The organism is Methylophilus sp. Q8 (assembly GCF_000800115.1).
Lineage (GTDB): Bacteria > Pseudomonadota > Gammaproteobacteria > Burkholderiales > Methylophilaceae > Methylophilus.
The window spans coordinates 1,660,485-1,687,253 of the sequence record NZ_JUHE01000001.1; the positions used below are offsets into that span (position 1 = coordinate 1,660,485).

At 46.0% G+C, this 26,769-nt stretch carries 28 protein-coding genes; 17 read left to right on the plus strand and 11 right to left on the minus strand.

The genetic code is table 11. The features are described 5' to 3' along the window. Positions 1-236: 236 nt before the first annotated feature. Positions 237-695, plus strand: coding sequence for a DUF6232 family protein (locus GQ52_RS08115; RefSeq protein ID WP_047516622.1), 459 nt, complete (start codon positions 237-239; stop codon positions 693-695). A gap of 12 nt (positions 696-707) precedes the next feature. On the opposite strand, the gene GQ52_RS08120 is transcribed toward GQ52_RS08115, so the two are convergent. Continuing rightward, positions 708-1,097, minus strand: a complete 390-nt coding sequence (locus GQ52_RS08120; protein ID WP_019883202.1) for a hypothetical protein — start codon at positions 1,095-1,097, stop codon at positions 708-710. A 162-nt stretch (positions 1,098-1,259) separates the two neighbouring features. Between GQ52_RS08120 and GQ52_RS08125 the strand changes: the two genes are divergently transcribed. Continuing rightward, positions 1,260-1,637, plus strand: coding sequence for a DUF6232 family protein (locus GQ52_RS08125; RefSeq protein ID WP_019883201.1), 378 nt, complete (start codon positions 1,260-1,262; stop codon positions 1,635-1,637). A 100-nt stretch (positions 1,638-1,737) separates the two neighbouring features. Here the strand turns inward: GQ52_RS08125 and GQ52_RS08130 are convergent, their stop codons facing one another. After that, on the minus strand, positions 1,738-2,373 hold the full coding sequence (locus GQ52_RS08130; RefSeq protein WP_047516625.1) for a pyridoxamine 5'-phosphate oxidase family protein: 636 nt from the start codon (positions 2,371-2,373) through the stop codon (positions 1,738-1,740). Positions 2,374-2,494: 121 nt separating this feature from the next. On the opposite strand from GQ52_RS08130, the gene GQ52_RS08135 reads away from it, so the two are divergent. After that, entirely contained in the window at positions 2,495-3,412 is a 918-nt protein-coding gene (locus tag GQ52_RS08135; RefSeq protein WP_047516628.1) for a LysR family transcriptional regulator, read from the plus strand. A 111-nt stretch (positions 3,413-3,523) separates the two neighbouring features. Next, positions 3,524-3,898, plus strand: coding sequence for a DsrE family protein (locus tag GQ52_RS08140; RefSeq protein WP_047516632.1), 375 nt, complete (start codon positions 3,524-3,526; stop codon positions 3,896-3,898). Positions 3,899-4,026: 128 nt separating this feature from the next. On the opposite strand, the gene GQ52_RS08145 is transcribed toward GQ52_RS08140, so the two are convergent. Continuing rightward, a complete protein-coding gene (locus tag GQ52_RS08145; protein ID WP_047516634.1) occupies positions 4,027-6,144 on the minus strand; it encodes a hypothetical protein in 2,118 nt (705 codons plus the stop codon). A gap of 152 nt (positions 6,145-6,296) precedes the next feature. Between GQ52_RS08145 and GQ52_RS08150 the strand changes: the two genes are divergently transcribed. From GQ52_RS08150 to GQ52_RS08170, 5 genes are all read left to right on the plus strand, one after another. Further along, positions 6,297-6,683: a hypothetical protein gene (locus GQ52_RS08150; protein ID WP_152604421.1), complete on the plus strand. Its 387-nt coding sequence runs from the start codon at positions 6,297-6,299 to the stop codon at positions 6,681-6,683. 128 nt (positions 6,684-6,811) lie between these two features. Next, a complete protein-coding gene (locus GQ52_RS08155) occupies positions 6,812-7,432 on the plus strand; it encodes a LexA family transcriptional regulator (RefSeq protein WP_047516638.1) in 621 nt (206 codons plus the stop codon). Between the two features lie 2 nt (positions 7,433-7,434). Next, complete coding sequence (locus GQ52_RS08160) at positions 7,435-7,884, plus strand: alpha/beta fold hydrolase (protein ID WP_235273069.1); 450 nt, start codon at positions 7,435-7,437, stop codon at positions 7,882-7,884. Between the two features lie 293 nt (positions 7,885-8,177). Next, a complete protein-coding gene (locus tag GQ52_RS08165) occupies positions 8,178-9,275 on the plus strand; it encodes a nucleoid-associated protein (RefSeq protein WP_047516641.1) in 1,098 nt (365 codons plus the stop codon). Next, entirely contained in the window at positions 9,272-10,261 is a 990-nt protein-coding gene (locus tag GQ52_RS08170; protein ID WP_047516642.1) for a GTP pyrophosphokinase family protein, read from the plus strand. Before GQ52_RS08165 ends, GQ52_RS08170 begins: the two co-directional genes overlap by 4 nt. 77 nt (positions 10,262-10,338) lie before the next feature. Here the strand turns inward: GQ52_RS08170 and istB are convergent, their stop codons facing one another. The 3 genes from istB to GQ52_RS08185 form a co-directional block, all read right to left on the minus strand. Continuing rightward, positions 10,339-11,091 carry an IS21-like element helper ATPase IstB gene (gene istB, locus GQ52_RS08175; RefSeq protein WP_047516645.1) on the minus strand — a complete coding sequence of 251 codons (753 nt, stop codon included), beginning with the start codon at positions 11,089-11,091 and terminating at the stop codon, positions 10,339-10,341. 1 nt (position 11,092) lies between these two features. Further along, positions 11,093-12,634, minus strand: a complete 1,542-nt coding sequence (gene istA, locus GQ52_RS08180; RefSeq protein ID WP_047516648.1) for an IS21 family transposase — start codon at positions 12,632-12,634, stop codon at positions 11,093-11,095. Positions 12,635-12,837: 203 nt separating this feature from the next. Next, positions 12,838-13,125 (minus strand): helix-turn-helix domain-containing protein, encoded by a 288-nt coding sequence (locus GQ52_RS08185; protein ID WP_152604422.1) that lies wholly within the window; start codon positions 13,123-13,125, stop codon positions 12,838-12,840. Between the two features lie 93 nt (positions 13,126-13,218). Here GQ52_RS08185 and GQ52_RS13755 point away from each other — a divergent pair, with 93 nt between their 5' ends. Together GQ52_RS13755 and GQ52_RS08195 are read left to right on the plus strand one after the other, a co-directional pair. After that, complete coding sequence (locus GQ52_RS13755; protein WP_081979325.1) at positions 13,219-13,869, plus strand: helix-turn-helix domain-containing protein; 651 nt, start codon at positions 13,219-13,221, stop codon at positions 13,867-13,869. Positions 13,870-13,901: 32 nt separating this feature from the next. Beyond that, entirely contained in the window at positions 13,902-14,495 is a 594-nt protein-coding gene (locus tag GQ52_RS08195; RefSeq protein ID WP_047516654.1) for a Got1/Sft2-like family vesicle transport protein, read from the plus strand. 9 nt (positions 14,496-14,504) lie between these two features. On the opposite strand, the gene GQ52_RS08200 is transcribed toward GQ52_RS08195, so the two are convergent. Then, positions 14,505-14,789 carry a helix-turn-helix domain-containing protein gene (locus GQ52_RS08200; RefSeq protein ID WP_047516657.1) on the minus strand — a complete coding sequence of 95 codons (285 nt, stop codon included), beginning with the start codon at positions 14,787-14,789 and terminating at the stop codon, positions 14,505-14,507. 89 nt (positions 14,790-14,878) lie between these two features. On the opposite strand from GQ52_RS08200, the gene GQ52_RS08205 reads away from it, so the two are divergent. From GQ52_RS08205 to GQ52_RS08225, 5 genes are all read left to right on the plus strand, one after another. Beyond that, complete coding sequence (locus GQ52_RS08205) at positions 14,879-15,286, plus strand: hypothetical protein (RefSeq protein WP_047516660.1); 408 nt, start codon at positions 14,879-14,881, stop codon at positions 15,284-15,286. Between the two features lie 113 nt (positions 15,287-15,399). After that, complete coding sequence (locus tag GQ52_RS08210; protein WP_047516662.1) at positions 15,400-15,609, plus strand: MbcA/ParS/Xre antitoxin family protein; 210 nt, start codon at positions 15,400-15,402, stop codon at positions 15,607-15,609. A gap of 74 nt (positions 15,610-15,683) precedes the next feature. Then, positions 15,684-16,028 (plus strand): XRE family transcriptional regulator, encoded by a 345-nt coding sequence (locus GQ52_RS08215; protein WP_047516666.1) that lies wholly within the window; start codon positions 15,684-15,686, stop codon positions 16,026-16,028. Between the two features lie 216 nt (positions 16,029-16,244). Then, complete coding sequence (locus tag GQ52_RS14105; RefSeq protein ID WP_152604423.1) at positions 16,245-16,532, plus strand: hypothetical protein; 288 nt, start codon at positions 16,245-16,247, stop codon at positions 16,530-16,532. A gap of 377 nt (positions 16,533-16,909) precedes the next feature. After that, positions 16,910-19,393: a heavy metal translocating P-type ATPase gene (locus GQ52_RS08225; RefSeq protein ID WP_047516671.1), complete on the plus strand. Its 2,484-nt coding sequence runs from the start codon at positions 16,910-16,912 to the stop codon at positions 19,391-19,393. Between the two features lie 52 nt (positions 19,394-19,445). On the opposite strand, the gene GQ52_RS08230 is transcribed toward GQ52_RS08225, so the two are convergent. Then, positions 19,446-19,637 (minus strand): heavy-metal-associated domain-containing protein, encoded by a 192-nt coding sequence (locus GQ52_RS08230; RefSeq protein WP_047516674.1) that lies wholly within the window; start codon positions 19,635-19,637, stop codon positions 19,446-19,448. Positions 19,638-19,770: 133 nt separating this feature from the next. On the opposite strand from GQ52_RS08230, the gene cueR reads away from it, so the two are divergent. After that, complete coding sequence (gene cueR / locus GQ52_RS08235) at positions 19,771-20,178, plus strand: Cu(I)-responsive transcriptional regulator (RefSeq protein ID WP_047516677.1); 408 nt, start codon at positions 19,771-19,773, stop codon at positions 20,176-20,178. 120 nt (positions 20,179-20,298) lie between these two features. Here the strand turns inward: cueR and GQ52_RS08240 are convergent, their stop codons facing one another. Genes GQ52_RS08240 through GQ52_RS08250 form a run of 3 tightly spaced genes read right to left on the minus strand, consistent with a single transcriptional unit; the run spans position 20,299 to position 26,401 of the window. Continuing rightward, a complete protein-coding gene (locus GQ52_RS08240) occupies positions 20,299-23,454 on the minus strand; it encodes an efflux RND transporter permease subunit (protein ID WP_052179063.1) in 3,156 nt (1,051 codons plus the stop codon). A gap of 2 nt (positions 23,455-23,456) precedes the next feature. Then, the gene (locus tag GQ52_RS08245) at positions 23,457-25,076 is read right to left on the minus strand and encodes an efflux RND transporter periplasmic adaptor subunit (RefSeq protein ID WP_052179066.1); all 1,620 of its coding nucleotides are present in this window, start codon (positions 25,074-25,076) and stop codon (positions 23,457-23,459) included. Beyond that, the gene (locus GQ52_RS08250) at positions 25,073-26,401 is read right to left on the minus strand and encodes a TolC family protein (RefSeq protein WP_081979326.1); all 1,329 of its coding nucleotides are present in this window, start codon (positions 26,399-26,401) and stop codon (positions 25,073-25,075) included. The genes GQ52_RS08245 and GQ52_RS08250 overlap by 4 nt, the downstream gene beginning before the upstream one ends. Positions 26,402-26,769 lie beyond the last annotated feature (368 nt).

A 26,769-nucleotide genomic window follows, 5' to 3' on the forward strand; every position in this document is an offset into this window, starting at 1 on the left:
ATCGTCTTACCTTCTCCTCTTTGTGGTCGTTTGAGGTCTTCTCACTTAAGTCATTGTCTTTAGTTGTCGTTTTAAGCCTCTTGCTCGTGCTTCCCTGGTAGCGCTTTTACTTCAGTGGCATGCGTTTGAGTCGTATAGATTCACAACGTAACACGCAGTGTGCGTGGGTGTCTTCGTGATTGCAGCTCTTTCATCCCTGACTCGCCCCCGTCTAGATAGCTCTAAAGGAGCAAGCCATGGATAGAAAAGTATTTTTCAGCGATGGTGGTGTCATCATCAGCGACAGCCGCTTTATCGCGAGCGGTTATATTTACAACATACGTGACATTATTTCAGTACGACTGTGCGTGGTTGAGCCGCCGCGAAGTCTGGCGGTTTTCATCCTCTCTATCGGATTATTATTTCTGCTGACCGAAGGCGCGCTATTTGTCGTGGGCGGTTGTTTAATCGCGCTTGGTGTGATGACGTGGCTGTTTGTCAAAACGGCCTATGTTGTGGTGATAAAGACTGCCACGGGCGAGCATAAGGTACTGAAAGATCACAATAGCAGTTATATTGAGCAGGTTATTCGGGCGCTGGATGCTGCCTTGATTAATCGAGGCGTATCTGCGGTGAGTGGCGCTGTGCCTGTGCGAGGGGCATCTCACGTCACGCATACGGATTTTCCACCGATGTCACCGCCACTGATTGAGTGAGGCGCTAGCTTGCTACTCGTCTTCACTGAAGGCGCCGTGAAAATCGATCAGTTCGATCACGCCTTTGGCGCGCATATGGCCAATAAAGCCGCTGCCTTCTTTTGTCAGCTGGCTTTCTTGCGATTGCCTGCCTTCCCGAATGTCGCCATTGGCCCTTAACGGACGGCGGAAAACGGCTTGATGAAACCTGAGCGACGCTTCACCTATGCCTTTGCGTTTGCACTTTTCCAGGTCCAGCACGGTGATCAGATAGCTCTCGGCACCTTGTATGCCCTTGCTAAACTGAAAATCAATCACACCGACCTGCTCGTGATCGAGTAAAACAACAATTTCCTCGCCTGTTTCGTTGAGATTCAGGGTGTAAGTCTGACCATCTTTTGCCAGAAACGTTTTTTGATGCATATCGCTATCCTTTATGTCTGTGCCAGCACAGGGTTTGCACCTTATTCAAGGCAAGTATAGCGGTTACTGGTCACCAAAAAGCCCCGCTAAATTGTTATTAATAGTTAATTATTGATATTTTCGTGTTAAAATTTTATTCATTGATAACAATGGAGATGCGCTATGGAAGAAGCAATCTATTTCAGCCATCAAGGCGTCAGCGTGAGTAACAGTCGCTTTATTGTTAACGGTAAAACCATCGCCATTAAAAGCGTGACCACCATAGAGCGCAGAATCCTCAAACCGCAACTTGGTTTTGCCCGCGTATGCCTATTCGGTGGCCTGGCGCTGTTGTTCGGCAGTGGCAGCTTGCCGCTGGTGGGTATTTTTTCAATCATTTATGGCGGTGTGCTGTGGTTTTTAGCCACGCCCAGATATTCAATCGTCATCCACACGCCAGCAGGTGAACATCAGGCATTAGTCAGCGAAAACAGCCTGGATGCAGAAAACGTGCTCACAGCTTTGAATGTAGCGATTGCTTTAAGAGGCGATGCCAGCTAGGCACTCTTTGAAGTTGTTGAATGGCTTGAAGTGATTGAATGGCTGTGACTGCCGCAGCCATTCAATCATGAAGCTCAGACCGATACAAAACTCATACTTATCACCCCGCGAGTTTCTGCTCCAACTCTTTCAGTCGCGCCTCCAAAGCGGCAATCTTTTGATCACGCGCCTGAATCGCTGGTATGACATCCTCAACTTTTAAAAGCTTGGGGATATGTTTAGGGCAATTCGCATCCCAGGCCTTGATCGTAAACACAATCACACGCTCCACCCTTGCCTGATAATCCGGCGAAGAGACGCGGGCCGCCAAGTCATGGTCGCCCGTCACGACTTTTGCTTCTCCCCAGATTTTGATGCGCTGCGCATTGGCATAATCCATCAGAAATAGCTGTGCTTTCGGGTTTTCATCCAGATTACCCGCAGTGATGTATTGCTTGTTACCGGCATAATCCGCAAAGGCCAGTGTTTGCTCGTCGAGCACATGTAAAAAACCACGCGGGCCGCCGCGATGCTGCATATAAGGTTGCCCCTGGGCATTGGCGGTAGCCATATACATGCTGGTTTGCTCTGCAATAAAGTCGGCAAGCACAGGCGTGACACGGGACTCCCAGCCACGCGTACTCTCGAATTTCGCATAGCCCGCTCTTGAGCCATGTTGTTCTTGCCTGGCTTTCACTGCCGGGGTGAACGCGATATCGCTGGGGGACGCGAAATCTGCAAGCAAATGTGTCGTCATGATTTTCTCCTGGCTTTGTTTACGTATGGTCAAATTTTAGTCAATAATGCGAATGAGAGAATCAGGGCTAGCTGCAATACATTATTTCATCAGGAGAAATACTATCGATCAGTTTCACTTAATGCGTGTGTTTGCGAGCGTGGCTGAAGAGGGCGGGTTTGCAGCAGCCTCACGCAAGCTGGATATTTCTCCAGCGGCGGTGACGCGTGCTGTGGTTGCCCTAGAGGAGCAGTTAGGCGCCAGGCTGTTACAAAGAACGACGCGCAATGTGCGCTTCACGGACGCAGGCCGCCAGTATTACGAACATGTGCGCGCCATCCTGGTGAGTATCGCAGAGGCGAATGAGGCCGTCGCCGAGAGTAATGCCACGCCACGCGGTACGCTGTCGATCACGGCGCCAGTGATGTTCGGCCGCATGTTCGTCATGCCATGCATTATTGACTATATGCAACGCTATCCGCAGGTGAAAATCATTGCGCATTTGGTCGACCGCGTGACCAACCTGGTGGATGAAGGCATGGATGTGGCGATCCGTATTGGTCACTTGCCAGACTCCGGCTTACGGGCCATCAAAGTGGGGGAGGTCAGGCGTGTGTTATGCGCATCACCAGCTTATCTCGGAAAGTCCGGCACGCCCAAGTTGCCTGCTGATCTTTCAAAACATTCCATCATCTCATCGAACGCCGTTTCACCGCATACCGAGTGGCATTTTCGATCTAGTCGTGAGCAATCTCATAGTGAACCATCTAATGGCGAGCCTTTATTGCTGAGGATGGATCCGCGATTGACCGTCACCAGCAATGATGCGGCCTTAGCCGCTGCAGCAGGTGGTTTAGGCATCGCGCGACTGCTTTCATATCAGGTCTGGAGTGAAGTAGAAAGTAAGGCATTACGACTGATCCTTGAAACTTTTGAAGAAGCGCCCTGGCCGGTGCATGTCGTGCACCGGGAAGACAAATTAGGCTCCTCCAAAGTCCGCAGCTTTATAGACGAGATGGTCGAAAATTTACGCAGCCATCCCACCTTAAATCCCAAGTGATCTTACGCTAGGCGAAACAATCTATTTCTCCCTGAGTAGTTTTTCCTGCTGCCTTCTGTGCCTAGAATTCGGCTGTCAATCAACGACATGACCAGATCAAAGGAGATCACTATGAAAGCAGCTATCATTATTTTTTCAGACCCAACACACGGCGGGGAAGAGGCACTTGGCCGCGCATTCAATGGTTTAGCAGCCGCCTACGACTTCAAGCAAAAAAACATAGACGTCGCTATTTACTTTCAAGGCACCGGCACGCGCTGGGCCAGCCATCTGACCAAAGTCGGTCATCCGCTCTATCAACTATATGCCGCAGTTTCTGATGTGACGGTTGGCGTTTCATGCGGATGCGCCGATGTATTCGGCGCGCGCGAGGATGCTGAGGTGAATGGTTTCAATCTGGTGACGGACAACAGTGTGCCAGGCACGTCTGGTTTGCCAAGCATTGCCCAGTTATCCAGCAGTGGCTATACCGTGTTCAGTTTTTGATGTTGTACTATGTTGCGGCTAGCACCTGCAGTAGTGTTGCTAGCCGCAGCCTTGAATGACGCTATTTTCCCAAAGTAGACTGCTGTAAGCGCCCGTGTAAAGGCGCTTTCAATGGGGGGAGGTGTTATTTAGTTACCCACAATAAACACGGTGCCGCCGTAAATACCTTGAAATTTGCTAATGGGTTTTCCTGTCCACAGCATGGCTTCGTTATTGAGGGCCGCGTAGCCAGTCCCATTTTGCTGGTAAGCATACTCCCCGCGCTTAATAACCGTTTTGGTTGTTCCCGCGCCAGTGACCTCTGGCAGGTGATATCCGCTGGCAATGATCGCCACCAAGTTAGCCCCCGGTTCTTTCATTAAATTCCAGCGCACTGGTTCATAAGCACTCAGCATCAATACAATCGGCTGGTCTGATTTTTTGATCATGACATTGACCCCGCTTGAAGAGCGATCTTTTGCTTCATAGACGCCGACAGCCTCTACTCTCGCGTTACTCGGAATAGCCCCTAACATGCGGGATGTGGTATTGGTGATTGCTTGCTTGCGCAGCTCATTTGCCGCCGCGCTATAGCTTTGTATTGGAGAGTTTTGTATTGGCGCACTTTGTATCAGAGGGCTGGGCATGGGCGCAGGCGCCATGGCAGGAGCCTCTGCTGCCGGTGCTTCTGCCGCAGGTGACATCGCTGGCGACATACGCACGGTATTGGGATAATAGCCTCGTTCTACCTGCCTTCTGATTAATATGTCTTGCGACATGGTAGGTGCGCCATACGGGTACATTAGCCGGGGTGCACGGCTCATATCTTGCCCCATTTTCAATGCTTCCAGCCTGGCCTTGGATAACCGTTCCTCTTGTTCCAATGCCTGCAATTGTCGTTCAAGTTTGCGTCCGGTAATCATGTCGTCCAGTGACTCAGGCGTGCCGGCTTGCAGCTCGTCACCTACCCAAACCTTTTGGTGAGACCTGCGCATAAATCCCGTCCGTCCGTTTAATTCATAGATAATCCCCTGATTACCCTCGGCCGTTTCAACGGGGGACAAGGTGGCGTCTTTGACATTGAAAATAAACGGTTTGGTGGTGCCGGTATTTGGCTGGCCATAACCATCCACTAAAATAGACTCCTCACTCCATTTTGCATAGTTGTTTCCAATAACTTCATGAGACTCCCATAGCCTTTCTTCCCGGGTTTCCAGGTTAAACAACATGAAATCGCGGCCTGTCACAAAGACAATGGCTTGGCCATTCAGCATAGCCGTCGGCGTGAGTGAGCTGACACTGGCGGATGGCGACTTGATTCTAAACTCTTTGACAACAGATGCATTGACCCCTTCAGTGGTGCGCGTGTTTTCAATGAGTGAAAACTCCTTATAAGAGCCAATCAGCAGTCGAGAGGGCGACGAGCTTAAGTGTAATGCCCAAGACTGATTTTTCAGTGGCACCTCATAGGGTTTGCTGGTCCCTGTTTTAAAGTCGATCAGCACTACGCCGCCATTGCCGGGGCCACTTTTATTGTCTTGCACCAGGATAGCTTGCATTTCTGGTAGCCAGGCATACAGTTGCCCGACATCTCTCGCTAACCATAGATCCTGTCCGGTTTCGTTATCAATAAACCGCAGGTCTCTATTGTTAACGGCAATGGCAAGCACTCTGCCGTTAGGCGAAATCGCGTAATTGGTATGAGAGGCTTCGGGGATAGTTGGCAAACTCGCAATCTTTTTGCCACTTGGAATCTCGACAGAAGTAAACTCACTACGAGTGCCTCGCAGTACGACCACGCCTGCCTGTGAGGCGGATTTTCCCGTGTAAATTTCGGCATTCTCAGTGCCATGAATCACTGTTGGTGGACCGAGTTTTACCAGGGGGCGTAATGGCGGCTGTGCCAGCCGGAGACCGACAATTTTGATCCCAATCAGTGCCAGCAGCTGGTCATCTTGTTCTTTCAGGCAATCACGGTCTATGGCCTGTTTTTTGATGTCGTTGACAGAGTCAAAGCGGCCGATAGGGGTTGCTTGGGTACAAGTCAGTGCCCTGAGTGTCAGCTTGGATTCATACGCACTTTTGAATGATGCCAGCGATGGGTCGTCAGGCTCAATCAAAGACGTCATGGTTTCGAGCTGAATCCTGACTTCAGGTCTGGGCGGAAAAGCAATATTCACTTTTTCGACGGTACTGAGATGCATGTCGAGCTGCCATCCGATGGCGAGGCCGATGACGAGCAGCGCCAACCCAATCAGTTTGTTCATATTATTTTTCTTTTTTAAACGTTAAGACATGATAATAACCAATCTGTCAGCAATTGATTGTTTAAATTGACGTGATTTATGTCGCCGTCAATTTAAATTGGCAGGTGCGTTCCATTTTTATATTTTCGTCATGGCTATTTGCCACCTTTGCGATGGCTGAAGAGTTAAATGCCAAAGAAACATTCAGGCCGCCTGTGAGTATGCCTGGACCTATCGTCGCCTACTTGTCGAATGAACCGTGTGGCAATCAGCTAGCGGCCTGTCATGAGGTCAAAGCCCTGGATCTATTTGAAGCACAATTGGTGAATTTGAACGCCACAACCAAGGCCTATCTGGTCAAGCCTACACGCATGTGTCTGTGTGGAGAGATGATTATCCACTGTGACTATTTAAAGCTTAAAGAGTCTGGCAGTGCAGCTGAACATGGTTATGAAGCGATGTACGGCTGGGATCGTAACCGTTATACAGAAATCTACACCAATGTGCGGGCGTGGGACGCTGAGAAAAACTGTCGTGTGGGCAAAGAAACCACGCAGTGAATGGATGGCAGCATGGTGCACCACCAAAACATGTCTACAAAATGGCGAAAAGCCAGCATTAACAACACCGTAGCATGATGTAGTTTTTATTGTAACAATAAAATAATTTTAATGTTACAATAAAAACCATGCAAAACGATGATTCCACAAAATCTGCTAGAAAACCCGGCTCAGGACGCAAGGCTGGCACAGGCACGTATAAAGAAAATACCAGTGTCATTCGCGTACCAGATAGTCAAAAGCCGGTTATTGCCAGTTTTCTCGAAGCCTATGCCAGAAAGCAAAGGCTGAGTGAGTTAAAAGAGAGCCTAGATAGCGTAGACGAGTTTATACAGCTATCAGGTGACCTCATTAACCTGAGTTTGCCACTGTTTGAGTCCAAAGTCCCTGCAGGTTTGCCATCACCCGCCGATGATCATATTGGCTCAGCGATGGATCCCAACGAATACCTGATCAACAAGGCCGACAAAACCTTTTTTGTCACCATTCAGGGCGAGTCCATGATTGAAGTTGGCCTCATGCCCGGGGATAAAGCCATTGTGGAAAAAGACAAGGTTGCGGCGGTAGGCGATATTGTGCTCGCCATGATCGATGGCGAATTTACGGTCAAAATCCTGGCCAAACAAAAAGACGGTAAGCCCAAACTATTACCCGCCAACTCTTCAGGTAAATATCCCCCCATCCTCATTCAAGGGCAAATGCAGTTTGCCATCTGGGGTGTCGTCACCGGTTCTTTCAGAAAGTTTTAATCATGACCCGTAAAAACATTATTTCAGCCAACTGGACGAATGCCGTGTGCCGGGCAAACGGCATCAATATTCACTATTTAAGAACAGGTGGCAACAAGCCCACTTTGATTGCGCTGCATGATCTCACTGCGAGTGGCGCGTGCTGGTCACAATTGGCACGTGAGCTTGAAGACCACTTTGACATCATCATGCCGGATGCGCGCGGCCATGGTCAGTCGAGTGCACCCTTGCATGGATACACCTACCAAGACCATGCCAATGATGTGATTGAACTGATCAGGACACTAGACATTCAATCGCCCTATCTGCTCGGCCACTCAATGGGCGGCATGACTGCTGCGATGGTTGCCAGCCGCTTAGGCTTTGCGATTGAAGGCATTGTGCTGACTGACCCGACATTTATCAGCCCCGAGTGGCAAGGTCAGCTGGATGTGTTCACCATTATGAGCTGAGCATCAATTCCAGTATCTACTGAGCACTAAATCCGATATGAGTGAAGCAGTGATTCCAGTTGAGTGGAGCAGTAACAAGGATGACGATTAAATTTCATATCACAAATGCCTACTCTATATCATTGAAGGCTATTAAAACCTATACATTGCTGATATTCACTTGTAATCAAACTTGAAGTAAGCTAATTTAGCTCTAGAAATTGCTTTACTAAACTAACAATAAATTTGAATAAAAACATCGAATTTCCGGCATGAGGGTTCAATGCTGGACTGACTACTTCAGGGGGTAGCTTATGTTTCACAATCTGACTATCAACAGAATCATTATCCATGAAGTGCATCGAAGAGATGTCAATCGCAACATAGTAGAACCCAATTATGGTCAGCAGCTTATTCATCTTGAGAACGATGCGAAAAGCGCACTTCAGATCCGAATTACTGAAGCTTTAGGTGAGTCGTCCCATGGCATTGAGATGCAAATCCAAAATACCCTAAATAACAGCCTTTGGGATTTAGCAAATCAAATTATTCAAACTACAGGCAACGATAATGCGTTTATTAACCTTTCACAAACTGTGACTGCCAATTTGGCAGAAGCGCAGAAGAGCAAAGGGATTCCTGGTGGTATCGTAGTAGTGATCGAGGGAACATGCGGTCATCCAGCACGCAATTTAATGTGCGTGATTAAAGCTGAGCCACATGCGGGATTTATTAAACGGCAAGAAGAAGGACAGCTATTACTTCAATATTTAAAGGATTTAATTCTTACTCCGCAGGCCAAGCTCTACAAAATTGGTGCATTCATCCAAGCGAATATTGATGCAGTGCCGAGTCCTGAAAACCCGTCAGCCCAATGGAAAGGATTTCTATTTGATGATCTTGCCACAAAGGGAAATCGTCAAGGTGCGGCACAGTACTTTTACGAAACCTTCTTAGGATTGGCTTTTCCAACGGATAGTGCATTCCAAACAAAACAGTTTCATACGTTGACTAAGGACTTCATTAAGAGAGCGAATATTGATGAGGAAACTAGAAGTGATTTACTGACTGCACTAACAACATATCTCAAAGTGGATAATACAGCGACAGTGCAAGTTTCAGCTTTCTCGGAGGCTTATATTCCCACCGCAGAATTGCAAGACGCATATCGACAGCACATGGTGCAAAACAGCTTCACATTAAATGCGATCCACAAAGATCTAACTGAAGTGGCGTCAGCACTAAAACAACGCAAAATCGTGTTTGGCCACAATATCAAATTGACTGCTCCACCAGAGACATTTGAGGACTTTGTGAACATGAGCGTAATTGATGGCGAACCCACCGCAGATGGCCAAACACCTAAGTGGACCCAGATAATTATCCGGGGTCGAATTATGGATCAAGAATGACGGAACAGGAGTTCCTTAAGCGCTGGGAACAGGAGAAACCGGTTTACCAGGCTTGGGCTGATTTCATTAAATACACGATTGAGCAGGCTTTAAAAACGTCCATTGCTCCGACCCAACTCGATTACTTTCTGAAGGTTCCCGTAAAACCGAGACTTAAGCTTGACTCTACTTTGGTGGATAAGGCTTTCTATCGCAAGCAATACGCAAATCCTTACGATGATGTTACCGATAAGGTCGGTATGCGGTTTGTCGTTCTACTGACTAGCGACATCAAAAAGGTCTGCCAAATTATTGAGGCGCCAGAAAACAAACTGTTCTGGGATGCTTCCAAGGACAGAGATTATGAAGCTGAGCGCTTAGAGAAACCGTTAGAATTCTCATACCAATCGGTGCACTTCGTACTTCGCGCGACAAAAGGTAATAAATTTTCGGGTATTGAAATATTAGAAAATACTTCCTGTGAGGTCCAAATAAGGACATTGCTGCAACATGCCCATAGTGAACTGACTCACGACACGCTATACAAGCCTAAAACGGTTGCGCAGCCAGGCGTTAAAAGAACTGTTGCAAAAAGTATGGCTTTGATCGAAGCAACAGACGAGTTCTTCGAACAGGCAATGCAAGACATTGCGAAGGCAATCAAGCCACAAAACGATATCCTTGATTTATTAAAGGATAGATATCAAGCAAATATTCACCAAAATGTGGGTGAGGAACCATCAAATCAACTTTTAGTAGATACTTATTTTGAATTACTGCCTGAAAATCCGATTGCAGATATTTCAGCGTTCTTGGATAAGGTTGGCTATATCTACCCGAAAATAAAACAATACCGTGAAATCCGACACATATTTTCACAACCAGCCATATTGCTTATTTATTACTTAGCATCTCATAGTCCTGCCAGGACTGTGGAGATGTGGCCTTTAGATAGGGATGACCTTAATCTGGTGTTTAGTGATCTCGGCATCAAGTTACCAGATTAAGAAATCGATTTCATTAGTCTTAGGAACCAAACTGCCGCTTCTACTTTATCAAGCAGCAGTTTGGATTAAACAAAGTATTATTGACCAGTAAGCTTTTTCTTTGCGCGCAATTTACGCATAGATTCCCCCTTCAAATGAAGTACATGTGACTGATGCACTACCCGATCCAGGATAGCGTCTGCCAGTGTTGGATCCGGAAATAGGTCATGCCATTGCTCAAAGGGATATTGAGTTGTAAACAATAGAGAGCCTGAGCGCATCCGTTGATCGATAATATCCAGAAGGACATGGCCAACGGATATATTGATTTGTCCATGTCCAAAATCGTCAATAACTAATAATGCCGGTTTAATGAGTTTAGTTTTTAGACTGGCTAGTGACCCGTCAGCTAGTGCTGTCGCAATATCTGAAAGCAGCTGATTACTACGTATGTATATCACCGATATGCCGAGCCTGCATGCTTGAGTTCCAATAGCAGTTCCAAGCCAGGTTTTACCAGTACCAGTCGCGCCGCGGATGGTTAAATTTTGCTTTCGATGTATCCACTCGCATGTTGCCAATGTTGAAATCAATTGTTTATCCAAGTCTCTACTAGGTCTGTCATCCAGATCTTCTAAAGAACACCGTTCCGGAAAGCCAGCTGACTTAATAAAACGTTGAATACGTCGAGTTTCCCGATTGGTTATTTCGTAATCAACCAGCATGGCAAATCTTTCATCGAACGATTTTACATTCAAATTTGGTTGATCAAGTTGCAAGCTGTAAGTGTCAGCCATTCCAGATAGTTTAAGTAATCGAAGGTTCGATAAAGTTTGTTCAACGATTGACATCTTATTCTCCAAAATAATTTGGTCCTCGAACATCAGAGTGCACCGTTCGATTTATAGTCTGTGAAAGTGCTCCAATATGGCGAGCCCTCAAATCAGCATCATTTTTAATAATGGATTCAATGCTACGAAGTGCAGTTATATTCAAGCTTAGGGCATAAGTACATACAGCTTCAAAGCGCTCCTCTCCATAAAGCTTCGAGATCTCCCGCATTTTTCTTGCCGCCCTGATGCCGTTGGTTGGATCGTGTCGTTCGGTTAAATGATAGGTAATCATTCTTTCTGCATTTTCGCCTACGCTCTTCGCCCACCTGAGTAAAGCTAAAGGCTCACCTTCAAGAACGTTACGATGCGCGGCTGGCATATGATCTTCTATTCTGGAAAGGCCTCCAATTTCATTGATGATTGCATGAATTGCGATACGTACATTTTTACGGAATACTTCAATCATCCGATCATTGAATCTGACATCTACTGTTTCACCACGATACCTCCATGGAACTGAATAAAAAGATTTCTGGTGTTCGATAAGATAATCGTCTCCAACCCGAACTGCATATCGCCAATTGGCATATACATATCGTGTTTCGGAGAGCGGGCGTAAGGCTGGCAAATCGAGTGCTTCGAATCTACTTTTCCTGCACCCTTCCATTTTCTTAAAAGGGCGTTCATTCAGAGCAATATTTAATCGACGAATTTCTTGATTTGCTTCTTCTAGGCTAAAAAATATCCGATCTCTTAAGGCAAACAAAACCCATCGCTGTGCGATCTGAACGCCAGCTTCGGCTTTAGCATTTTGCTTAGGTGATTTAGGCTTAGTTGGTAGTGATGCTGCTCCATAGTGTCGGAGAAATTCCGAGTAAGCAGGATTGATAGTTATACGATCACGCTCCCGTCGACTTACAGCAGCCTTAAGATTGTCACTGACAATCCAATTCGGAATTCCTCCAAAAAACTCCAAAGCATTAGTTTGAGCACTCACCCAACACTCTGATGTTTGTTGCCAAACGGCTTCAAGATAGGTGTAGTTAGAACATCCCATTACAGCAACAAAGAGTTGTGCGTAACGGGAAGCCTCTCCAGACATGCTACGAATTTCAATGGTTTGGCCAGCGAAATCAGTGAACATTTTGTCCCCAGGGCGGTGAATTTGGCGCATGACCAGTCTTTGAGCACCAATCCATTTTCTATACCCGGCAGTAAATTGAGAGTATCCAATACCGTTAGGATTGTTTTCTTTCCATTCCCGCCATAATTGTTCTCTGGTTGCTTCGGGTCGAAGCATTTCCTGATGTATGTGTGCCCAATCAGGATTTTCTTTTGTTGTCCTAGTTCTCTGTGTAAGACTCAGAGCTACTTGCCACGCATCATCATCTAATTCGTTCAACTCTTCAGAACTTTTATTGCTTTTTTTAATGGCATCAACAAGCCTGGATACTGTATTGGCTGCAACACCAATAGAGCGGCTAATCGCACGAGATGATTGTTCGGGGGTATGAAAATACAGCCGTGAGATTTCACGCTGTAAATGTATTGGAATCCGCATCAGGGATTTTCTCCTTTATTTAGAATGCGAGAACAGCTGCTTAACGCAATCTTTTCAATCACAGGGATGAAAAAGCCCATCACGCGTGACTTGACATCTTCACGCGTGGCGCAGATACTACAGTTTCAAGTCGATTACTTGATAGCAGTTCGCAACCCGAGGCCGGAATCCTCGGGTTTTGCGTTTTATGGGCCCACAATGGATCAATCAATTTCATCAGGGCATTTCACGTCTCCTTCCAATAATACGCATGCATTCATAGCGTCCTTCTGAGTTGTACTTTTTCTTGGCTTAAACACGTAGCGCTTCGGCCATAAATCTTCTATTTCACACTCCAACAATCGCGCAATATGGCTTGCTACCGCATAAGCAGTAATTCGATCATGAATTACATTGCTCACCACACCACTGGCTACACCAAGGGTGCGTGCAATTTTCGCTTGGGTTATTCCAAGACGTCGAAGCCGATAATTGATTTCAATTCCATCCATATTGGAGATGACAAAGTCCGTATTAAAGAGTAACCTATCTCTATTAAGTATTTTATATCTCTTTAGAGATAAATTAATATATCTTATACTGATATGAATAATCAAGCCATACGTTCAACTTCCTTATCTAATCTTGATAGCATTGGAACAAGATTATCTTCGCTATTAGCTATGTTTGGATTGAGCCAATCTGAATTTGCTGCAAGGGTTAAAGTGTCGCAAGGTTTTGTCAGTGATGTTCTGAGAGGCATCAAAAAACCTGGTGCTGAATTTCTCTATGCCTTAAAAATTGAATTTGGCATCTCAATAGATTGGCTTTTGACTGGCGAGGGCACCATGAAAGGTGAAACTCAAATTGATATTTCTTTCTTACGAATGATTCAGCTTCAAATATCAATTGCCAGAGGGGCTATTCTAAAGAAAGATATTGCAGCAAAAGCTATCATGCTCCTAATCCAGAATAACAAGTTAAATGAGGCTGGCACGGATCCTGAAATCAAAAAGTTCTTGGATGGGATAAAACCTGATATTGAAGATTTTGATTTAGCGATTGAGCTTTATAACGGTCATTTGTGGACTGATGAGACATTACGTCAACGTAATATCATGGCCGCTGTAGCAGCGCATTTTGAATCCAAAAACACTGTAGATCCTTTGAGTTTACTAACCCAACAGCCAACGTCGATTAGCATCAACATTAATTCTATTCAGCGTAATGCTGGACGAGACTACTACGAAGGATGATTATTTAATCTCTGATACTGCATACACTCATCATGACTAATCAAGCTCAAAATATAGAATTGAACATTGCTGAACAACAAAGAAATGCCAACCGGGACTACTATGAATTAAATCTACCCGTATCAATGAAGGTGTATATGGCGACTCGTTCAGATGAGGAGCTGGACCGAGTGGCATTGGGTAATCAAAGAATGTTTAAGTATCGCTTCGGATTGAATGCTAATTCGGTAGTACGTACTAAAATCATTGCAATCAAAAATCGATACAACTTAACCGACATAGAGGTAAAAACATTGATCAAGTCTGGTCAAATTAGAGTGAATCAGAATAAAGTTCTTGTCACACCAGACAAAGTGTCGCCTATTATTGGTTTCGTTATATTGGTAATCATCAGTTTCGTTTGTGGGATTAATTTGTTTGCCATTACTGGTTCATCCAGCGTATCCGTATGGGGAATACTTTTGGCACTAGGCACGATCCTAAGTGTATGGGGTATTTGTATTTATCATATTAAGAAATTCATGGTTGCACCTTGGCAAACTCTAAAACATTCCGGGGTTCTGAAGGACTTACCAAAAATAAAAATCTTGGATAGCCTACGCGTACGTTCGTTTACGATTGAGTAAGCTAACGATTTAAACTGATTTTATTTTTTCCAACTCACTTGAGATTTTATTTTGCAACTCAGCAATATTTAATTCTTTATCCAAGATTAAATACGATAGTGTAAGTATTGTCAGAGGGTGTATTCCCATGGCTGTCGCCAAGCTATCAATCTTCTCTATGGAAGGTCTCTTTTTTCCATTCTCCAGGACTGACACATAAGTTCTGCTTGATATGTCACTAAAAAACTCTTGCGTTAATCCTTTACTTATTCGAATCTCTTTGATGGCTAAACCCAGCGCTTTTTGAATTTCCATACGAAGCCCCTATAAAGGAGCTTATATAGCCAAAATGTGTCCTAAAGGACTATAATCTAAAGGACACATTCATCGAATATTCCGAAATAATGTTAGTAACAATTGATGAGGATAATATTCCGCATACTAATATAGGCGATCTTAATCCCAATTATTGGCGCTACGTCTATCTTGTTGATTGTGATTATTGGTTTCACGCAAACTGCACTTCCATTAAAGGAAGCTCTGAATCAATTGAAATAATTATTGGTGCAGATGATGATTTACTGAGTTTGATCAAAAACACAGAATTAAAAATCAACCATATTTATCTGATGAACTCTTTCACATTAGATGGCGCCAGGACATGGCAAAAAGAAATAATTAAATCAGTGTATCAAAACAAAACCGATGATACAGAAAAGGTCACGATCGAACTAAACGACGGGCGCCTCTTCAGTCTGTCAAAGAAAGAAAGCCTCGTGCAAATTAATAAAGTGTACTCATCAATTAGTTAGCATAGGACACATTATTAGGATGCAAATTATCACACTAACCGTAGCAGTCGGAGGACGAATAACCCTTAACCAGGATTTCATGAATCACCTCCGCATTAAACCAGTAGGTTAATATGATTGTAGAGTCTAACAGTGCTGCAAACCTTGTACAGATTCGTGCTTTGGCTCTTCATGCCTTCGGTTCCGAACCGGTTGCTGAGTCTTGGCTCAATCAATATCACGCCTTGTTAGGGGGTGCTCCTATCGTTATGGCCAAATCATCCTCTGGATTTGCTGAGGTTCAGAAAATATTAAGTGCCATAAATTATGGCGGAGCGGTTTAAGCTCAAGCGATTCAAGAATTCAGCTGAAATGTTGTTCGATGATACTGTTAACACATAAAAGAAATGAGTCAAAGATGGCTAAAGAATTCTCGGATATTCGGTTAAATATGAGATCTGAATCGCAGCTGCGTTCTCAAGCTATGACAGAACAACTTTTAAGAGAGTTGCCACTTCATCAATTAAAGCAAGCATATGGCCTCTCTCAACTAATGCTGGCTCAAGTATTGAATGTTCAGCAACAATCAATTGCAAAATTAGAAAAACGCGCAGATATGTATTTATCTAGTTTGAGGACCCATATCGAGGCAATGGGTGGCGAGTTGGAAATTGTCGCTTGTTTTCCTTGTGGCGCAGTAAGTATAAGCAATTTTTCAGACTTGAAAATTGAAGTTGCGCCTGACAAGAGCGCGCCACTTTAATGCATAAGGTCTAGTTGTCAGATGATCTCTTGATCATCAGGTTTCTAGGTCAAAGTGGTATGCGTCTGATTTATGTACGTTGATGTATACGGACAATAAAGTTTAGGCATAAACAATAGAGTTTAGTGGTAGTTTCAGGCTGGAGTTGATATTGCAAAAAGCCTGTAATATCCTGCAAAGTCAGGTATTTTCAATTAATTCACAGAGGGCTTGAATATGAGAAGTGACTCAGAGAATGAAGAATTTAATGACTCTTTGACTCCCTCAACCCGCAAACTGCATCAATTGTTAGCAAAGAGAGATCTAAATAGCTCTCGGATGCTGACTGCAGAAGAAATCGATTTATTGAGAAAAAGCCAGCGCGAAATGTCTGAGACTTACGCAAAATTGTCTGAATCACATTTCTTCGGAATGTTGGCCGAAAAGACTAACAATGTAGCTTCTCTTGATGAAATCAAAAAGGCGATCTCAGATGGTTGGGCTGGGATAAATAAAGAAAAGTGATAAGTGAGCCATGCTTAATGTAGCGATTTACCTAAGTATTATTGGTACCATCTTTGCCATTGGATTGTCCATTTTTGCCTACAAAATGCACAACTATAAGAAAAAATTAGAAAACAAAAAACAAATTCAATAAGCTCACTTAATCCGGAAGCCAATGAAGTGCAGCTACAGATTAATAATGAATGAACTATGTTGATGAGTTTACCCCCTTAGGTCAGATTGAGAGCTTCTAATTATCTGCGTGGATTCACCGACTTTAGTAATTCCTGTGATCAATATTTCCGTCAGCCCTCAACCATAGGATTATCAGGATTGGCTTGACCTTACCCATATGGGAAGGTTTAAAGTGTGACTCACGACTATGCAAGGAGTCCGTGATGACTACAGAACGCATCGAAAACAAGAGTTCAAATCCTGACATTATCAATTTGCCCATTGACGGTATGACCTGCGCCAGTTGTGTAGGTAGAGTGGAAACTGCATTATCAAAAGTGGATGGTGTAGGCAGTGTATCAGTCAACTTAGCCACTGAACGTGCAGATATTCACTTGGTAAAACCAGTGGATCGCAAAGAATTAATCACCGCAGTTGAAAATGTGGGATATAGCGTGCCAAGCAATACGATAGAGCTCTCTGTAGAAGGAATGACATGCGCCAGTTGTGTAGGTCGCGTGGAAAGTGCCATCAAAGGAGTGCCAGGTGTTTCTGAAGCCACAGTAAACTTAGCGACCGAACGAGCAACCATTAAAGGAAATGTTTCAGCGAATGAACTGATTTCCGCGATCACTAATATCGGATATGAGGCAAAAGAGATTTCTTCAGGATTTGAGCCTGATAACGATGCCAATAGTCTCAAAAAAGATGCTGAAAGAGCAGCGCTAAAACGCGACCTGTACTTAGCCACCGCCTTCGCTTTACCCGTGTTTCTACTTGAAATGGGCTCTCACTTCATTCCGGGCGCGCATGAGTTGATTCTTTCTACAATTGGCATGGATTGGAGCTGGTACCTGCAGTTCGCATTAACAGCAATTGTATTGACCATACCTGGACGGCGTTTCTACCAGAAAGGCTTTCCCGCCCTTTATCGCCTAGCCCCAGACATGAACTCTCTTGTTGCTGTAGGAACTACGGCTGCATTTGGATATTCTGTTGTCGCGACATTCATCCCTCACCTTTTACCTGATGGCACAGTCAATGTTTACTACGAGGCTGCAGCGATCATTGTTGTATTGGTTTTGCTTGGTCGTTATCTCGAATCGAAAGCTAAAGGTCGTACATCAGAAGCGATTAAGCGATTGGCAAAAATGCAAGTCAAAGAAGCGCATGTGATGCGTAATGGAAGTTTTGTAAGTATTGCAATCAATGACGTAGTAATAGATGACATGATTGAAGTAAAACCAGGCGAAAGAATACCCGTGGACGGCACAGTCACTGATGGTCAAAGCTTTGTAGATGAATCAATGATCACGGGTGAACCAATACCAGTTGAAAAAACACAAGGTTCACGCGTTGTAGGCGGAACCATCAACCAAACAGGCGCTTTTAGAGTGCGTGCTGAAGCCATTGGTGGACAGACCATGCTTGCACAAATCATCCGTATGGTTGAACAGGCACAAGGTTCCAAATTGCCTATTCAAGCGGTCGTCGATAAGGTCACTATGTGGTTTGTGCCTGCGGTTATGCTTGCAGCCGTTATCACCTTTATAGCTTGGATGATATTTGGGCCATCTCCAGCTTTGACATATGGACTGGTCAATGCCGTGGCTGTATTGATCATTGCTTGCCCGTGTGCGATGGGCTTGGCCACACCAACCTCTATTATGGTCGGTACTGGCCGAGGTGCTGAATTGGGTGTGCTTTTCAAAAAAGGCGAAGCCTTGCAAATGCTGAAAGACGCTCAAGTAGTGGCCGTAGATAAAACCGGCACGTTAACGGAAGGTCGTCCAGTGCTGACCGATTTAGAAGTCGCAATAGGCTTTGACCGCAGTGATGTTCTAGCAAAAGTGGCAACCGTGGAATCTCAATCTGAACATCCAATTGCCCGTGCCATTGTGGCCGCAGCTAATGAAGAGAGCATTATATTGCCGGAATTGGACGATTTCGAATCCATTACCGGTATGGGAGTTCGAGCAACGGTAGGAGGGGCGAAGATTGAGATAGGTGCCGACCGATTTATACGTGCACTCGGTCTAGGGGTAGAAAACTTTGCAAACACAGCTGAACGACTAGGCAAAGAAGGCAAGTCACCTTTATATGCGGCGATTGATGGAAAACTGGCAGCGATTATTGCAGTCGCTGATCCCATCAAAGCTAGCACACCACTAGCGATAGCCGCATTGCATCAACTAGGCCTGAAAGTGGCTATGATTACCGGTGACAATGCCCGCACAGCCCGTGCAATCGCAAATCAGTTGGGTATAGACGAAGTCATCGCTGAAGTAATGCCTGAAGGTAAAGTCGAAGCAATTCGTCGCTTGAAATCGAGTTACGGGTATACCGCTTTTGTGGGAGATGGTATCAATGATGCGCCGGCACTGGCTGAGGCTGATGTCGGCCTCGCCATCGGTACCGGAACCGATGTGGCTGTGGAGTCAGCCGATGTGGTTTTGATTTCTGGCAATCTTCAAGGCGTTCCAAACGCTATTGCCTTATCAAAGGCAACCATAGGCAACATTCGGCAAAACCTGTTCTGGGCCTTCAGCTATAACACGGCATTGATACCGGTTGCTGCTGGGGCATTGTACCCAGCCTTTGGATTATTGCTGTCGCCAATCATTGCAGCTGGCGCCATGGCCTTATCGAGTGTATTTGTACTTGCAAATGCTTTGCGGTTACGTCGTTTCCAGCCGCTAGTTGCTTAAGAAATATGTACATAAAAAAGCCTGTTGATAAATTCAACAGGCTGATGATTTACTACTGGCGAGGTGGGAAGCCGGCTTTTTCCAAAGCAGAAACTATCAGACCTGGAGCAGCAGAGCTTTCAACTGTCACCGACCTATTTGGCGGGTCAGTCACGATATTGGCTTCTGGGTCTACATCTTTAATGGCCTTGGTGACACCCCGGGCACAACCGCCACACGTCATATTTTCAATATGTAATTGCATAATGAACTCCTTGGTTGAAGTTGATAGTATCTTAAGCATAGACCTTCCAATGATTGGAAGGTCAAGCGTTTTAGTTGATAATAAAATGAAGCAGTACAAAAGAATGTTCGCGTTACATTAAGGAGCCATCATCATGAGTCGGTTTTTCAACATCGGTCAGGCTGCCAAACAATCCGGAATATCTGCGAAAATGATCCGGCATTATGAAAGTGTTGGCTTGCTACAAGCGGCTTCACGTACTTTGTCTGGATATAGACAATATTCTGAGAAAGATGTGCATACGCTAACTTTCATCCGTCATGCACGCGATCTTGGGTTTTCAATTAAACAAATAGAGGATTTACTTGGTTTATGGGGAGACCCAGACCGGTCGAGCAGTGATGTAAAAGCACTGGCCCAAAAGCATGTACAGGATTTGGAGCAAAAGATTACACAATTAGCGAAAATTAAATCTGAGCTAAAAAAGCTGGTGGACTGCTGTCATGGAGATGATCGGCCAGAGTGTCCTATTATTGACGGTTTATCGGATCACGTTGCCTGATGTGGTTAGCCTTGAAGAATGCTTGTTATTAAAAATGTTTAATCGAGCTGTGAGGGTGATGACTTCAGAATTGAAGAGTGTTTAGGGCCATCACACTGGCATGCTCCGGCCCTATTTTTATCAGTTTGTTTTTCTTATGAGCAACATATAGGCTGCAGGTAGTACAAAAAGTGACAGTAATGGGGCAGTTAACATTCCTCCAACCATAGGAGCTGCTATCCGACTCATTGCCTCAGAGCCAGTTCCGTCCCCAATCAATATCGGAATCAAGCCAGCCAAGATCACGGCCACTGTCATGGCCTTAGGGCGTACTCGCAAAGCAGCACCTTCAATCAAGGCATCATGCCAATCTTGCTTGCTGTTTAGTTTTCCGGCTTGCCTGTAACGGTCTACAGCCTCATCCAGATAAACCAACATGATAATGCCGAATTCAGCAGCCAGACCGGATAAGGCAATCATGCCAACACCACTGGCAATAGAAAAATGGTAACCAAGCAGGTACAGAAACCAGATGGCACCCACCAAAGCAAATGGCAGGCTGGTTAAGATTAACAAAGCAGGCCCTATCCGTTTAAATGCCATAAACAGCAGTATGAAAATGATCCCTATGGTCATGGGCACCACATAACTTAGTCGTTTAGATGCGCGTTCAAAATATTCAAACTGTCCAGACCAGTTGAGTGAGTAGCCAGCTGGAAGTTGTAATTGTTTATCCAATGTGGCCTTGGCTTCGTTAACAAAACTACCCAAGTCTCTATCCTGTATATCAACATACACCCAGACATTGGGGCGTGCATTTTCACTTTTGATCATCGGCGGACCGTTGGTGTAGCTAACCTCTGCTATGGCTCCCAAGGGTACGCTGGCACCTGACTCTGTAATGATAGGCAGCGTTTTGAGCTTATCGGCGGAGTCCCGGACCTCCCTCGGAAAGCGCAGATTGATCGGAAAACGTGCCAGCCCATCAATCTTCTCGCCGATATTGTCACCGCCAATTGCGCTAGAAACCAGTTCGTTGACATCGGTAATATTCAAACCGTAGCGTGCTGCCTTCAATCTGTCGATGCGCACATCCAGATAACGTCCACCAGTAGCTCGTTCAGCAATAACCGAACCCACGCCGGGGACCGTTTTCATGATGCGTTCTACTTCCTGACCGAGTTTCTCCAAAGTGGCCAGATCCGCTCCTCCGATTTTAATACCTACCGGACTTTTGATCCCAGTAGATAGCATGTCAATGCGATTGCGTATGGGTTGCACCCAGACATTGGCCATGCCAGGTATTTTCAATCTGGTATCTAGTTCATGGATCAGTTTCTCGGTGGTCATGCCCGCACGCCACTCCGAACGTGGCTTGAATTGAATGGTTGTCTCCAGCATTTCGAGGGGCGCAGGGTCAGTAGCTGTTTCTGCACGACCTGACTTACCGAATACCGATTTCACTTCAGGCACCGTCTTAATCAGGCGGTCACTTAACTGCAAAATTTCGGAAGCTTTGGACGCAGATAGGCCTGGTAAAGCAGTGGGCATGTAGAGCAAATCTCCTTCATCAAGCGGAGGCATGAATTCACTACCCAGTTTACCGAGTGGGATCAATGTCATGACGACCAGGAGTACTGCCACCCCCAAGGTCAGTACCGGATGCTTGAGTACTTGCGAAAGCATGGGCTTGTAAATGGCGATCAACCAGCGATTTAATGGATTATCAGCTTCGGGGCGTATCTTGCCACGAATGAAAAAGGTCATTAATACGGGAATCAATGTGACTGACAGACCAGCTGCTGCGGCCATGGCATAGGTTTTGGTATAAGCCAGCGGTGCAAACAATTTTCCTTCTTGGGCTTCCAGCGTAAATACCGGAATGAATGACAAGGTAATAATCAGCAATGAGAAAAATAAAGCCGGGCCAACTTCGCAGGCCGCCTCAATAATCACCGCTGCTCTTTGTCGCTGATCAGGCTCCCCATTTGCTATGCGAAACTCTTCGAGTTTGCGGTGCGCATTCTCTATCATCACAATGGCAGCATCGACCATGGCGCCAATGGCAATCGCAATACCACCCAGTGACATGATGTTGGCATTGATGCCCTGATAGTCCATAACTATAAAACTGATCAATATACCCAGTGGCAATGCGACAATCGCCACCATGGCTGACCTGAGATGCCATAAGAACACCAGGCATACTAGCGCTACGACGAGAAACTCTTCAATCAGCTTATGAGTGAGATTATCAACTGCACGCTTGATTAGTTGGGACCTGTCGTAAGTCGTGACTACCTCGACGCCTGCAGGCAGGCTCTTTTTTAGTGTTTCAAGTTTTAATTTGACGGCATCAATCACCTGTAATGCATTTTGACCAGCACGGACGACAATCACGCCACCTGTAACTTCCCCCTCACCATTCAACTCAGCTATGCCACGGCGCAATTCTGGGCCTAGCTGCACGCGGGCAATATCCGCTAGCAGAATCGGCGTCCCCGCTTCCGAGACACTGATTGGAATGGCTTTGAAGTCTTCTAGCGTGTCTAGATAACCGTGCGCCCGTATCATGTATTCCGCCTCGCCCAGCTCAATCACTGCACCACCTGTGTCCTGATTGGCATTTTGAATGGCCGCAGTCACTTTCGATAATGGGATTCTGTAGTTACGCAATTTATCTGGATCCACCTGTATTTGATATTGGCGAACCAGACCACCTAACGTCGCTACCTCGGCCACGCCAGGGATGGTTTTCAACTCAAATTTGAGAAACCAGTCCTGCATGGCCCGTAATTCACCAAGATCATGCTGACCGGATTTATCCACCAATGCATATTCGTAAACCCAGCCCACACCAGTTGCGTCCGGACCCAAGCTAGGTGAAGCACCTTTGGGTAGGCGCGAAGATATCTGGCTTAAGTATTCCAGTACCCTCGATCTGGCCCAGTATTGATCTGTGCCATCATTAAACAAGATATAAACAAATGAATCGCCAAAGAAAGAATAGCCGCGTACTGTTTTCACCCCAGGTACGGAAAGCATCGTCGTCGTCAACGGATAGGTAATTTGGTTTTCGACAATCTGTGGTGCTTGGCCGGCCCAGGGCGTACGGATGATAACTTGCGTGTCAGACAAGTCAGGGATGGCATCCAGAGGGGCTCGTAGCATGGCAAAAAAACCCCAGGCCGTGATTATTAAGCTAACCAGAATGACCAGAAGTGGGTTGGCAGCCGACACCTGGATCAATCTAGTGATGACGCCAAGTGTGTGAGATGGTTGTTTAGGTGTATGCATGGTTACTTCTGCCCCTTCATCACACGCGCTTGGTCAGACTGTTTGTGGATATGCTCGATGTCGTACTGTTCCGTTACCGGGTCAGACTTTAGGTCGAAGCTCACTTGGTCGCCTGGTTTAAGCGTATCCAGCTGCATGACATCCTTTACCTGAAAGGCCATGGTCATAGCTGGCCAACCCAAGTCAGGAATCGGATCGTGCGCGAGGGTAACCTGACTATTTTTGCGATCTATGGCCGTCACTTTGCCGCTACCCTGTGGCATTTTCTGAGCAGACTGGGGAGTGTTGTGTCCATCCATCTTCATCGATATTTCGGTTGCTTCTGAGGGTGTTGTCTGTGAGAGCTTTGCAAGTACTCCTGAGAGCGAAGCTTCCGAGTCAATCAGGAACTGACCGGATGCCACAACCTGGTCACCGTCTGACAAACCAGAAAGTATTTCGGTATTGCCAGCATATTCTTCTCCGGTAGTCACCTCGACCGGTTTAAACCCGGTTGGCAGTTTGACGATCACCACTTTACGGGTGCCCGTCACGATGACCGACTCACTCGGAACAGCAATTGATTCATGCTTAGCACCTGCCAGCATAATATTGGCAAACATGCCGGTGCGCAGCTTGCCCTGTTTATTTGGCAACTCAATGCGTACCTGCATAGTGCGTGATGTGTTATCCAGCGTGGGATAAACATAGCTGACTTTACCTTTTAATGTTTCACCTGGCATGCCTTGTAGCTGGATGTCTGCTTCGCTGCCTAGGTGTACGCGGCCTACATCCCGCTCCGGGACTTCTGCTATTAGCCATACATTCGAAAAGTCAGTGATTTGCATCAAGCTGCTGCCGGGCATCAGTTGTGCCCCTTCGCGCAAGCCCAATTCCGTCACGATGCCGGATGCCGGGGCATAAACACTGAAGCGTGCATTGGCACGGCCAGCATGGGTGATGGCTACAATTTCGCTCTCGCTCATCCCGAGTAACTTCAGACGGTTACGTGCAGCCTGTGCAAGGTCGCGGGTATTGAACGACATTTCACCGGCGTTAGCATTCTCTGAACCAGGCTGATATGCCAATAGAGCTAAATACTCCTGTTGTGCGGTCAATAATTCAGGCGCATATACCTCTGCGACTTTTTGTCCTTTGACAACATTATCTCCGATGGCGCGTACGCTTAAGCGCTCTACAAAGCCTGGCACACGGGTTTGTACTACGTAGTACCCGCGCTGGTTTGGTTCAATGCGGCCGACTGCCGACAAGGTTTCCCCAAATTGGGACATACTGGCGGTTGCTAAGCGTATTCCCAGATTTTGCTGAATTTGCGCTGGGATAGAGACCCCAGCATTTTCAGTATTCGCTTCCATGTATTTGGGTTCCAGTTGCATGTCCATAAACGGTGACTTGCCTGGCTTGTTAAATTTCTGCGTAGGGACCATAGGGTCATACCAATATGCAACGGTTTTGCCACTACCGTCCTGTACTACACCATTGATCATTGGTGCAGATGTCTCAGCTTTGGGTGTTGTTTCCGATGAGGGAGCAGAGCCATGCGACTGCAACCACCACAACCAAATTCCCATATTGACCAGCGCAAACAGTATGACAAGTGATATCTGGTTCAAGCGTTTCATGGGTGACTCCCTGCAGGTGATTGTGCGGTGAAAAAATGTTCGTCATTCAAGAGGAATGCAATATTGATTGCTGCACGTTGTAGTTCAGTCTGGATATTCAAATGCTCAATCTGTATTTCCAACACATCTCGTTTTGCTTCCCAGACCTCTGCCAAGTTAGGCTTGCCTGCACGATAGGCAGCTTCTAGCAATTTGAGCCTGGCATCCGCAGCAGGAATGAGACGCTGCTGATGTTCGAGTTCGCGAGCCTCAGTGATTTCCCAGTCTGCACGTGCAGCCTCCAGTGCTGCTGACAGTTCTAAGCGGCGATCCTCTGTTAGCTTGCGCGCCCGTTCTAGCAACAACTGTTTTTCGGCCGTACGCTGATCCTGGCGGTGCGCTCTATCTGTTTGCAAATCAAAGGCAACCTGGAAAGTCACCATGTCACTTGCGCCTGCAAAACGCTTGCCGTAACCGACCTCCCAACTCCAGTTCGATAGCTTGCCTAGTTGAGCGCGATCAAGGTCAGAGACTGCCACAGCCTCTTGTTGTCTTGCATTGAGTAATTGAGGGTTATCTTCCAGTTCTGAACGCTGGTCTAGGATGGTTAGCTGCGGGCGTTTGGGCGTATAAAGACGCATCTCATCGCTGAGCTGTCTTTTGGCATCATTTCCCAGCCAACGTGCGAGTCCTGCACGTGCTTTTCTTTCTTCCAACTGAGCCATCAGGGATTTGTCCCTGGCAGACGCTAATTGAGCATCCAGTTTAAGGATGTCACTCAATGGCTTGCCACCGGTACTGGCTGCACCAAGTGCGGCCTTGCGCTCGGCATGCATGGTTTCTATGATTTCCCGATACAGTGCAAACTTGTGTTGGGCAGCGTAGGTGTCTAGCCAAGCGATGGCAACCTCTCTCTGTATGTTGCGCTGGCTGACTAATTGCTCCGTTTCATATTGTCTAGCCTCAGCATTCAAATACTGCGCTGTGGCCTCACGTTTGGCCTGCGGAACCATTTCCTGCTCTAGGCCAATACTGGTCATGGTCATTTCTTCACGGTCAAATCGAAATGCATCCCGATTTGTTGCCGGAAGATTGATAATGCCAAGTTTTACTTTTGGATCCGGCAGTTGTGCTTCTGCGATAGCAGAGGTTCTGGACGCCTTGGCAGCATCTACTAGTGACTGCAGTAATGGTTGCCTTTGAATTGATAATTCAATAGCCTCGCCTAAAGAAAGACTATTCGCTGAGGCGAAGCCTCCATGCATGGCATGTTCTGCATAGACTGAATAGGTGAAAAAGAGCGACCAGCCGCAAAGTAGGCGCATACCTAGAGATAGGATTTTCATAAAACACTCCTGAAATACTCAAAATGACAAACAAGGGGCACGTATGGGCCCCTGAATATCAAATCAAGCCGGAGGTTTTATCGGGGGAGGGAGTTCTGCGGAACGTCTAAAGTCATTGAAGTGCAATAGCTGATGCTCAGGAACATTCAGCATGAAATCCTGTTTGTCTAACTCCAGGGTGGCCGCGATTGAAAAGTGGCAGCCAGCCATAGAACAATGGTTATGTTGCTGTGACGAGTCTTGAGTGTCGGAAGGCTGGACGGGTGGCGATTGCTGCATATGCTCACAATGACCGACATCCATAGATGGCATGGCAATTTCAAACTTATCCTGTTGCATGTGTCTAGCTTGATCCAATGCGCAGGAGA

Bases quoted from the DNA above. Each gene is read 5' to 3' on its own strand.
- istB (WP_047516645.1), bottom strand. From the start codon at position 11,091: ATGTCAATCGTTGAACAAACTTTATCGAACCTTCGATTACTTAAACTA.
- GQ52_RS08145 (WP_047516634.1), bottom strand. From the start codon at position 6,144: ATGAACAAACTGATTGGGTTGGCGCTGCTCGTCATCGGCCTCGCCATC.
- GQ52_RS08205 (WP_047516660.1), top strand. From the start codon at position 14,879: ATGTTAGTAACAATTGATGAGGATAATATTCCGCATACTAATATAGGC.
- GQ52_RS14105 (WP_152604423.1), top strand. From the start codon at position 16,245: ATGAGAAGTGACTCAGAGAATGAAGAATTTAATGACTCTTTGACTCCC.
- GQ52_RS08165 (WP_047516641.1), top strand. From the start codon at position 8,178: ATGTTTCACAATCTGACTATCAACAGAATCATTATCCATGAAGTGCAT.
- GQ52_RS08155 (WP_047516638.1), top strand. From the start codon at position 6,812: ATGCAAAACGATGATTCCACAAAATCTGCTAGAAAACCCGGCTCAGGA.
- GQ52_RS08150 (WP_152604421.1), top strand. From the start codon at position 6,297: ATGGCTGAAGAGTTAAATGCCAAAGAAACATTCAGGCCGCCTGTGAGT.
- GQ52_RS08225 (WP_047516671.1), top strand. From the start codon at position 16,910: ATGACTACAGAACGCATCGAAAACAAGAGTTCAAATCCTGACATTATC.
- GQ52_RS08140 (WP_047516632.1), top strand. From the start codon at position 3,524: ATGAAAGCAGCTATCATTATTTTTTCAGACCCAACACACGGCGGGGAA.
- GQ52_RS08245 (WP_052179066.1), bottom strand. From the start codon at position 25,076: ATGAAACGCTTGAACCAGATATCACTTGTCATACTGTTTGCGCTGGTC.
- GQ52_RS08115 (WP_047516622.1), top strand. From the start codon at position 237: ATGGATAGAAAAGTATTTTTCAGCGATGGTGGTGTCATCATCAGCGAC.
- GQ52_RS13755 (WP_081979325.1), top strand. From the start codon at position 13,219: ATGAATAATCAAGCCATACGTTCAACTTCCTTATCTAATCTTGATAGC.
- GQ52_RS08250 (WP_081979326.1), bottom strand. From the start codon at position 26,401: ATGAAAATCCTATCTCTAGGTATGCGCCTACTTTGCGGCTGGTCGCTC.
- GQ52_RS08170 (WP_047516642.1), top strand. From the start codon at position 9,272: ATGACGGAACAGGAGTTCCTTAAGCGCTGGGAACAGGAGAAACCGGTT.
- GQ52_RS08160 (WP_235273069.1), top strand. From the start codon at position 7,435: ATGACCCGTAAAAACATTATTTCAGCCAACTGGACGAATGCCGTGTGC.
- GQ52_RS08125 (WP_019883201.1), top strand. From the start codon at position 1,260: ATGGAAGAAGCAATCTATTTCAGCCATCAAGGCGTCAGCGTGAGTAAC.
- GQ52_RS08130 (WP_047516625.1), bottom strand. From the start codon at position 2,373: ATGACGACACATTTGCTTGCAGATTTCGCGTCCCCCAGCGATATCGCG.
- GQ52_RS08230 (WP_047516674.1), bottom strand. From the start codon at position 19,637: ATGCAATTACATATTGAAAATATGACGTGTGGCGGTTGTGCCCGGGGT.
- cueR (WP_047516677.1), top strand. From the start codon at position 19,771: ATGAGTCGGTTTTTCAACATCGGTCAGGCTGCCAAACAATCCGGAATA.
- GQ52_RS08210 (WP_047516662.1), top strand. From the start codon at position 15,400: ATGATTGTAGAGTCTAACAGTGCTGCAAACCTTGTACAGATTCGTGCT.
- GQ52_RS08215 (WP_047516666.1), top strand. From the start codon at position 15,684: ATGGCTAAAGAATTCTCGGATATTCGGTTAAATATGAGATCTGAATCG.
- GQ52_RS08200 (WP_047516657.1), bottom strand. From the start codon at position 14,789: ATGGAAATTCAAAAAGCGCTGGGTTTAGCCATCAAAGAGATTCGAATA.
- istA (WP_047516648.1), bottom strand. From the start codon at position 12,634: ATGCGGATTCCAATACATTTACAGCGTGAAATCTCACGGCTGTATTTT.
- GQ52_RS08120 (WP_019883202.1), bottom strand. From the start codon at position 1,097: ATGCATCAAAAAACGTTTCTGGCAAAAGATGGTCAGACTTACACCCTG.
- GQ52_RS08195 (WP_047516654.1), top strand. From the start codon at position 13,902: ATGACTAATCAAGCTCAAAATATAGAATTGAACATTGCTGAACAACAA.
- GQ52_RS08135 (WP_047516628.1), top strand. From the start codon at position 2,495: ATGCGTGTGTTTGCGAGCGTGGCTGAAGAGGGCGGGTTTGCAGCAGCC.
- GQ52_RS08240 (WP_052179063.1), bottom strand. From the start codon at position 23,454: ATGCATACACCTAAACAACCATCTCACACACTTGGCGTCATCACTAGA.
- GQ52_RS08185 (WP_152604422.1), bottom strand. From the start codon at position 13,125: ATGGATGGAATTGAAATCAATTATCGGCTTCGACGTCTTGGAATAACC.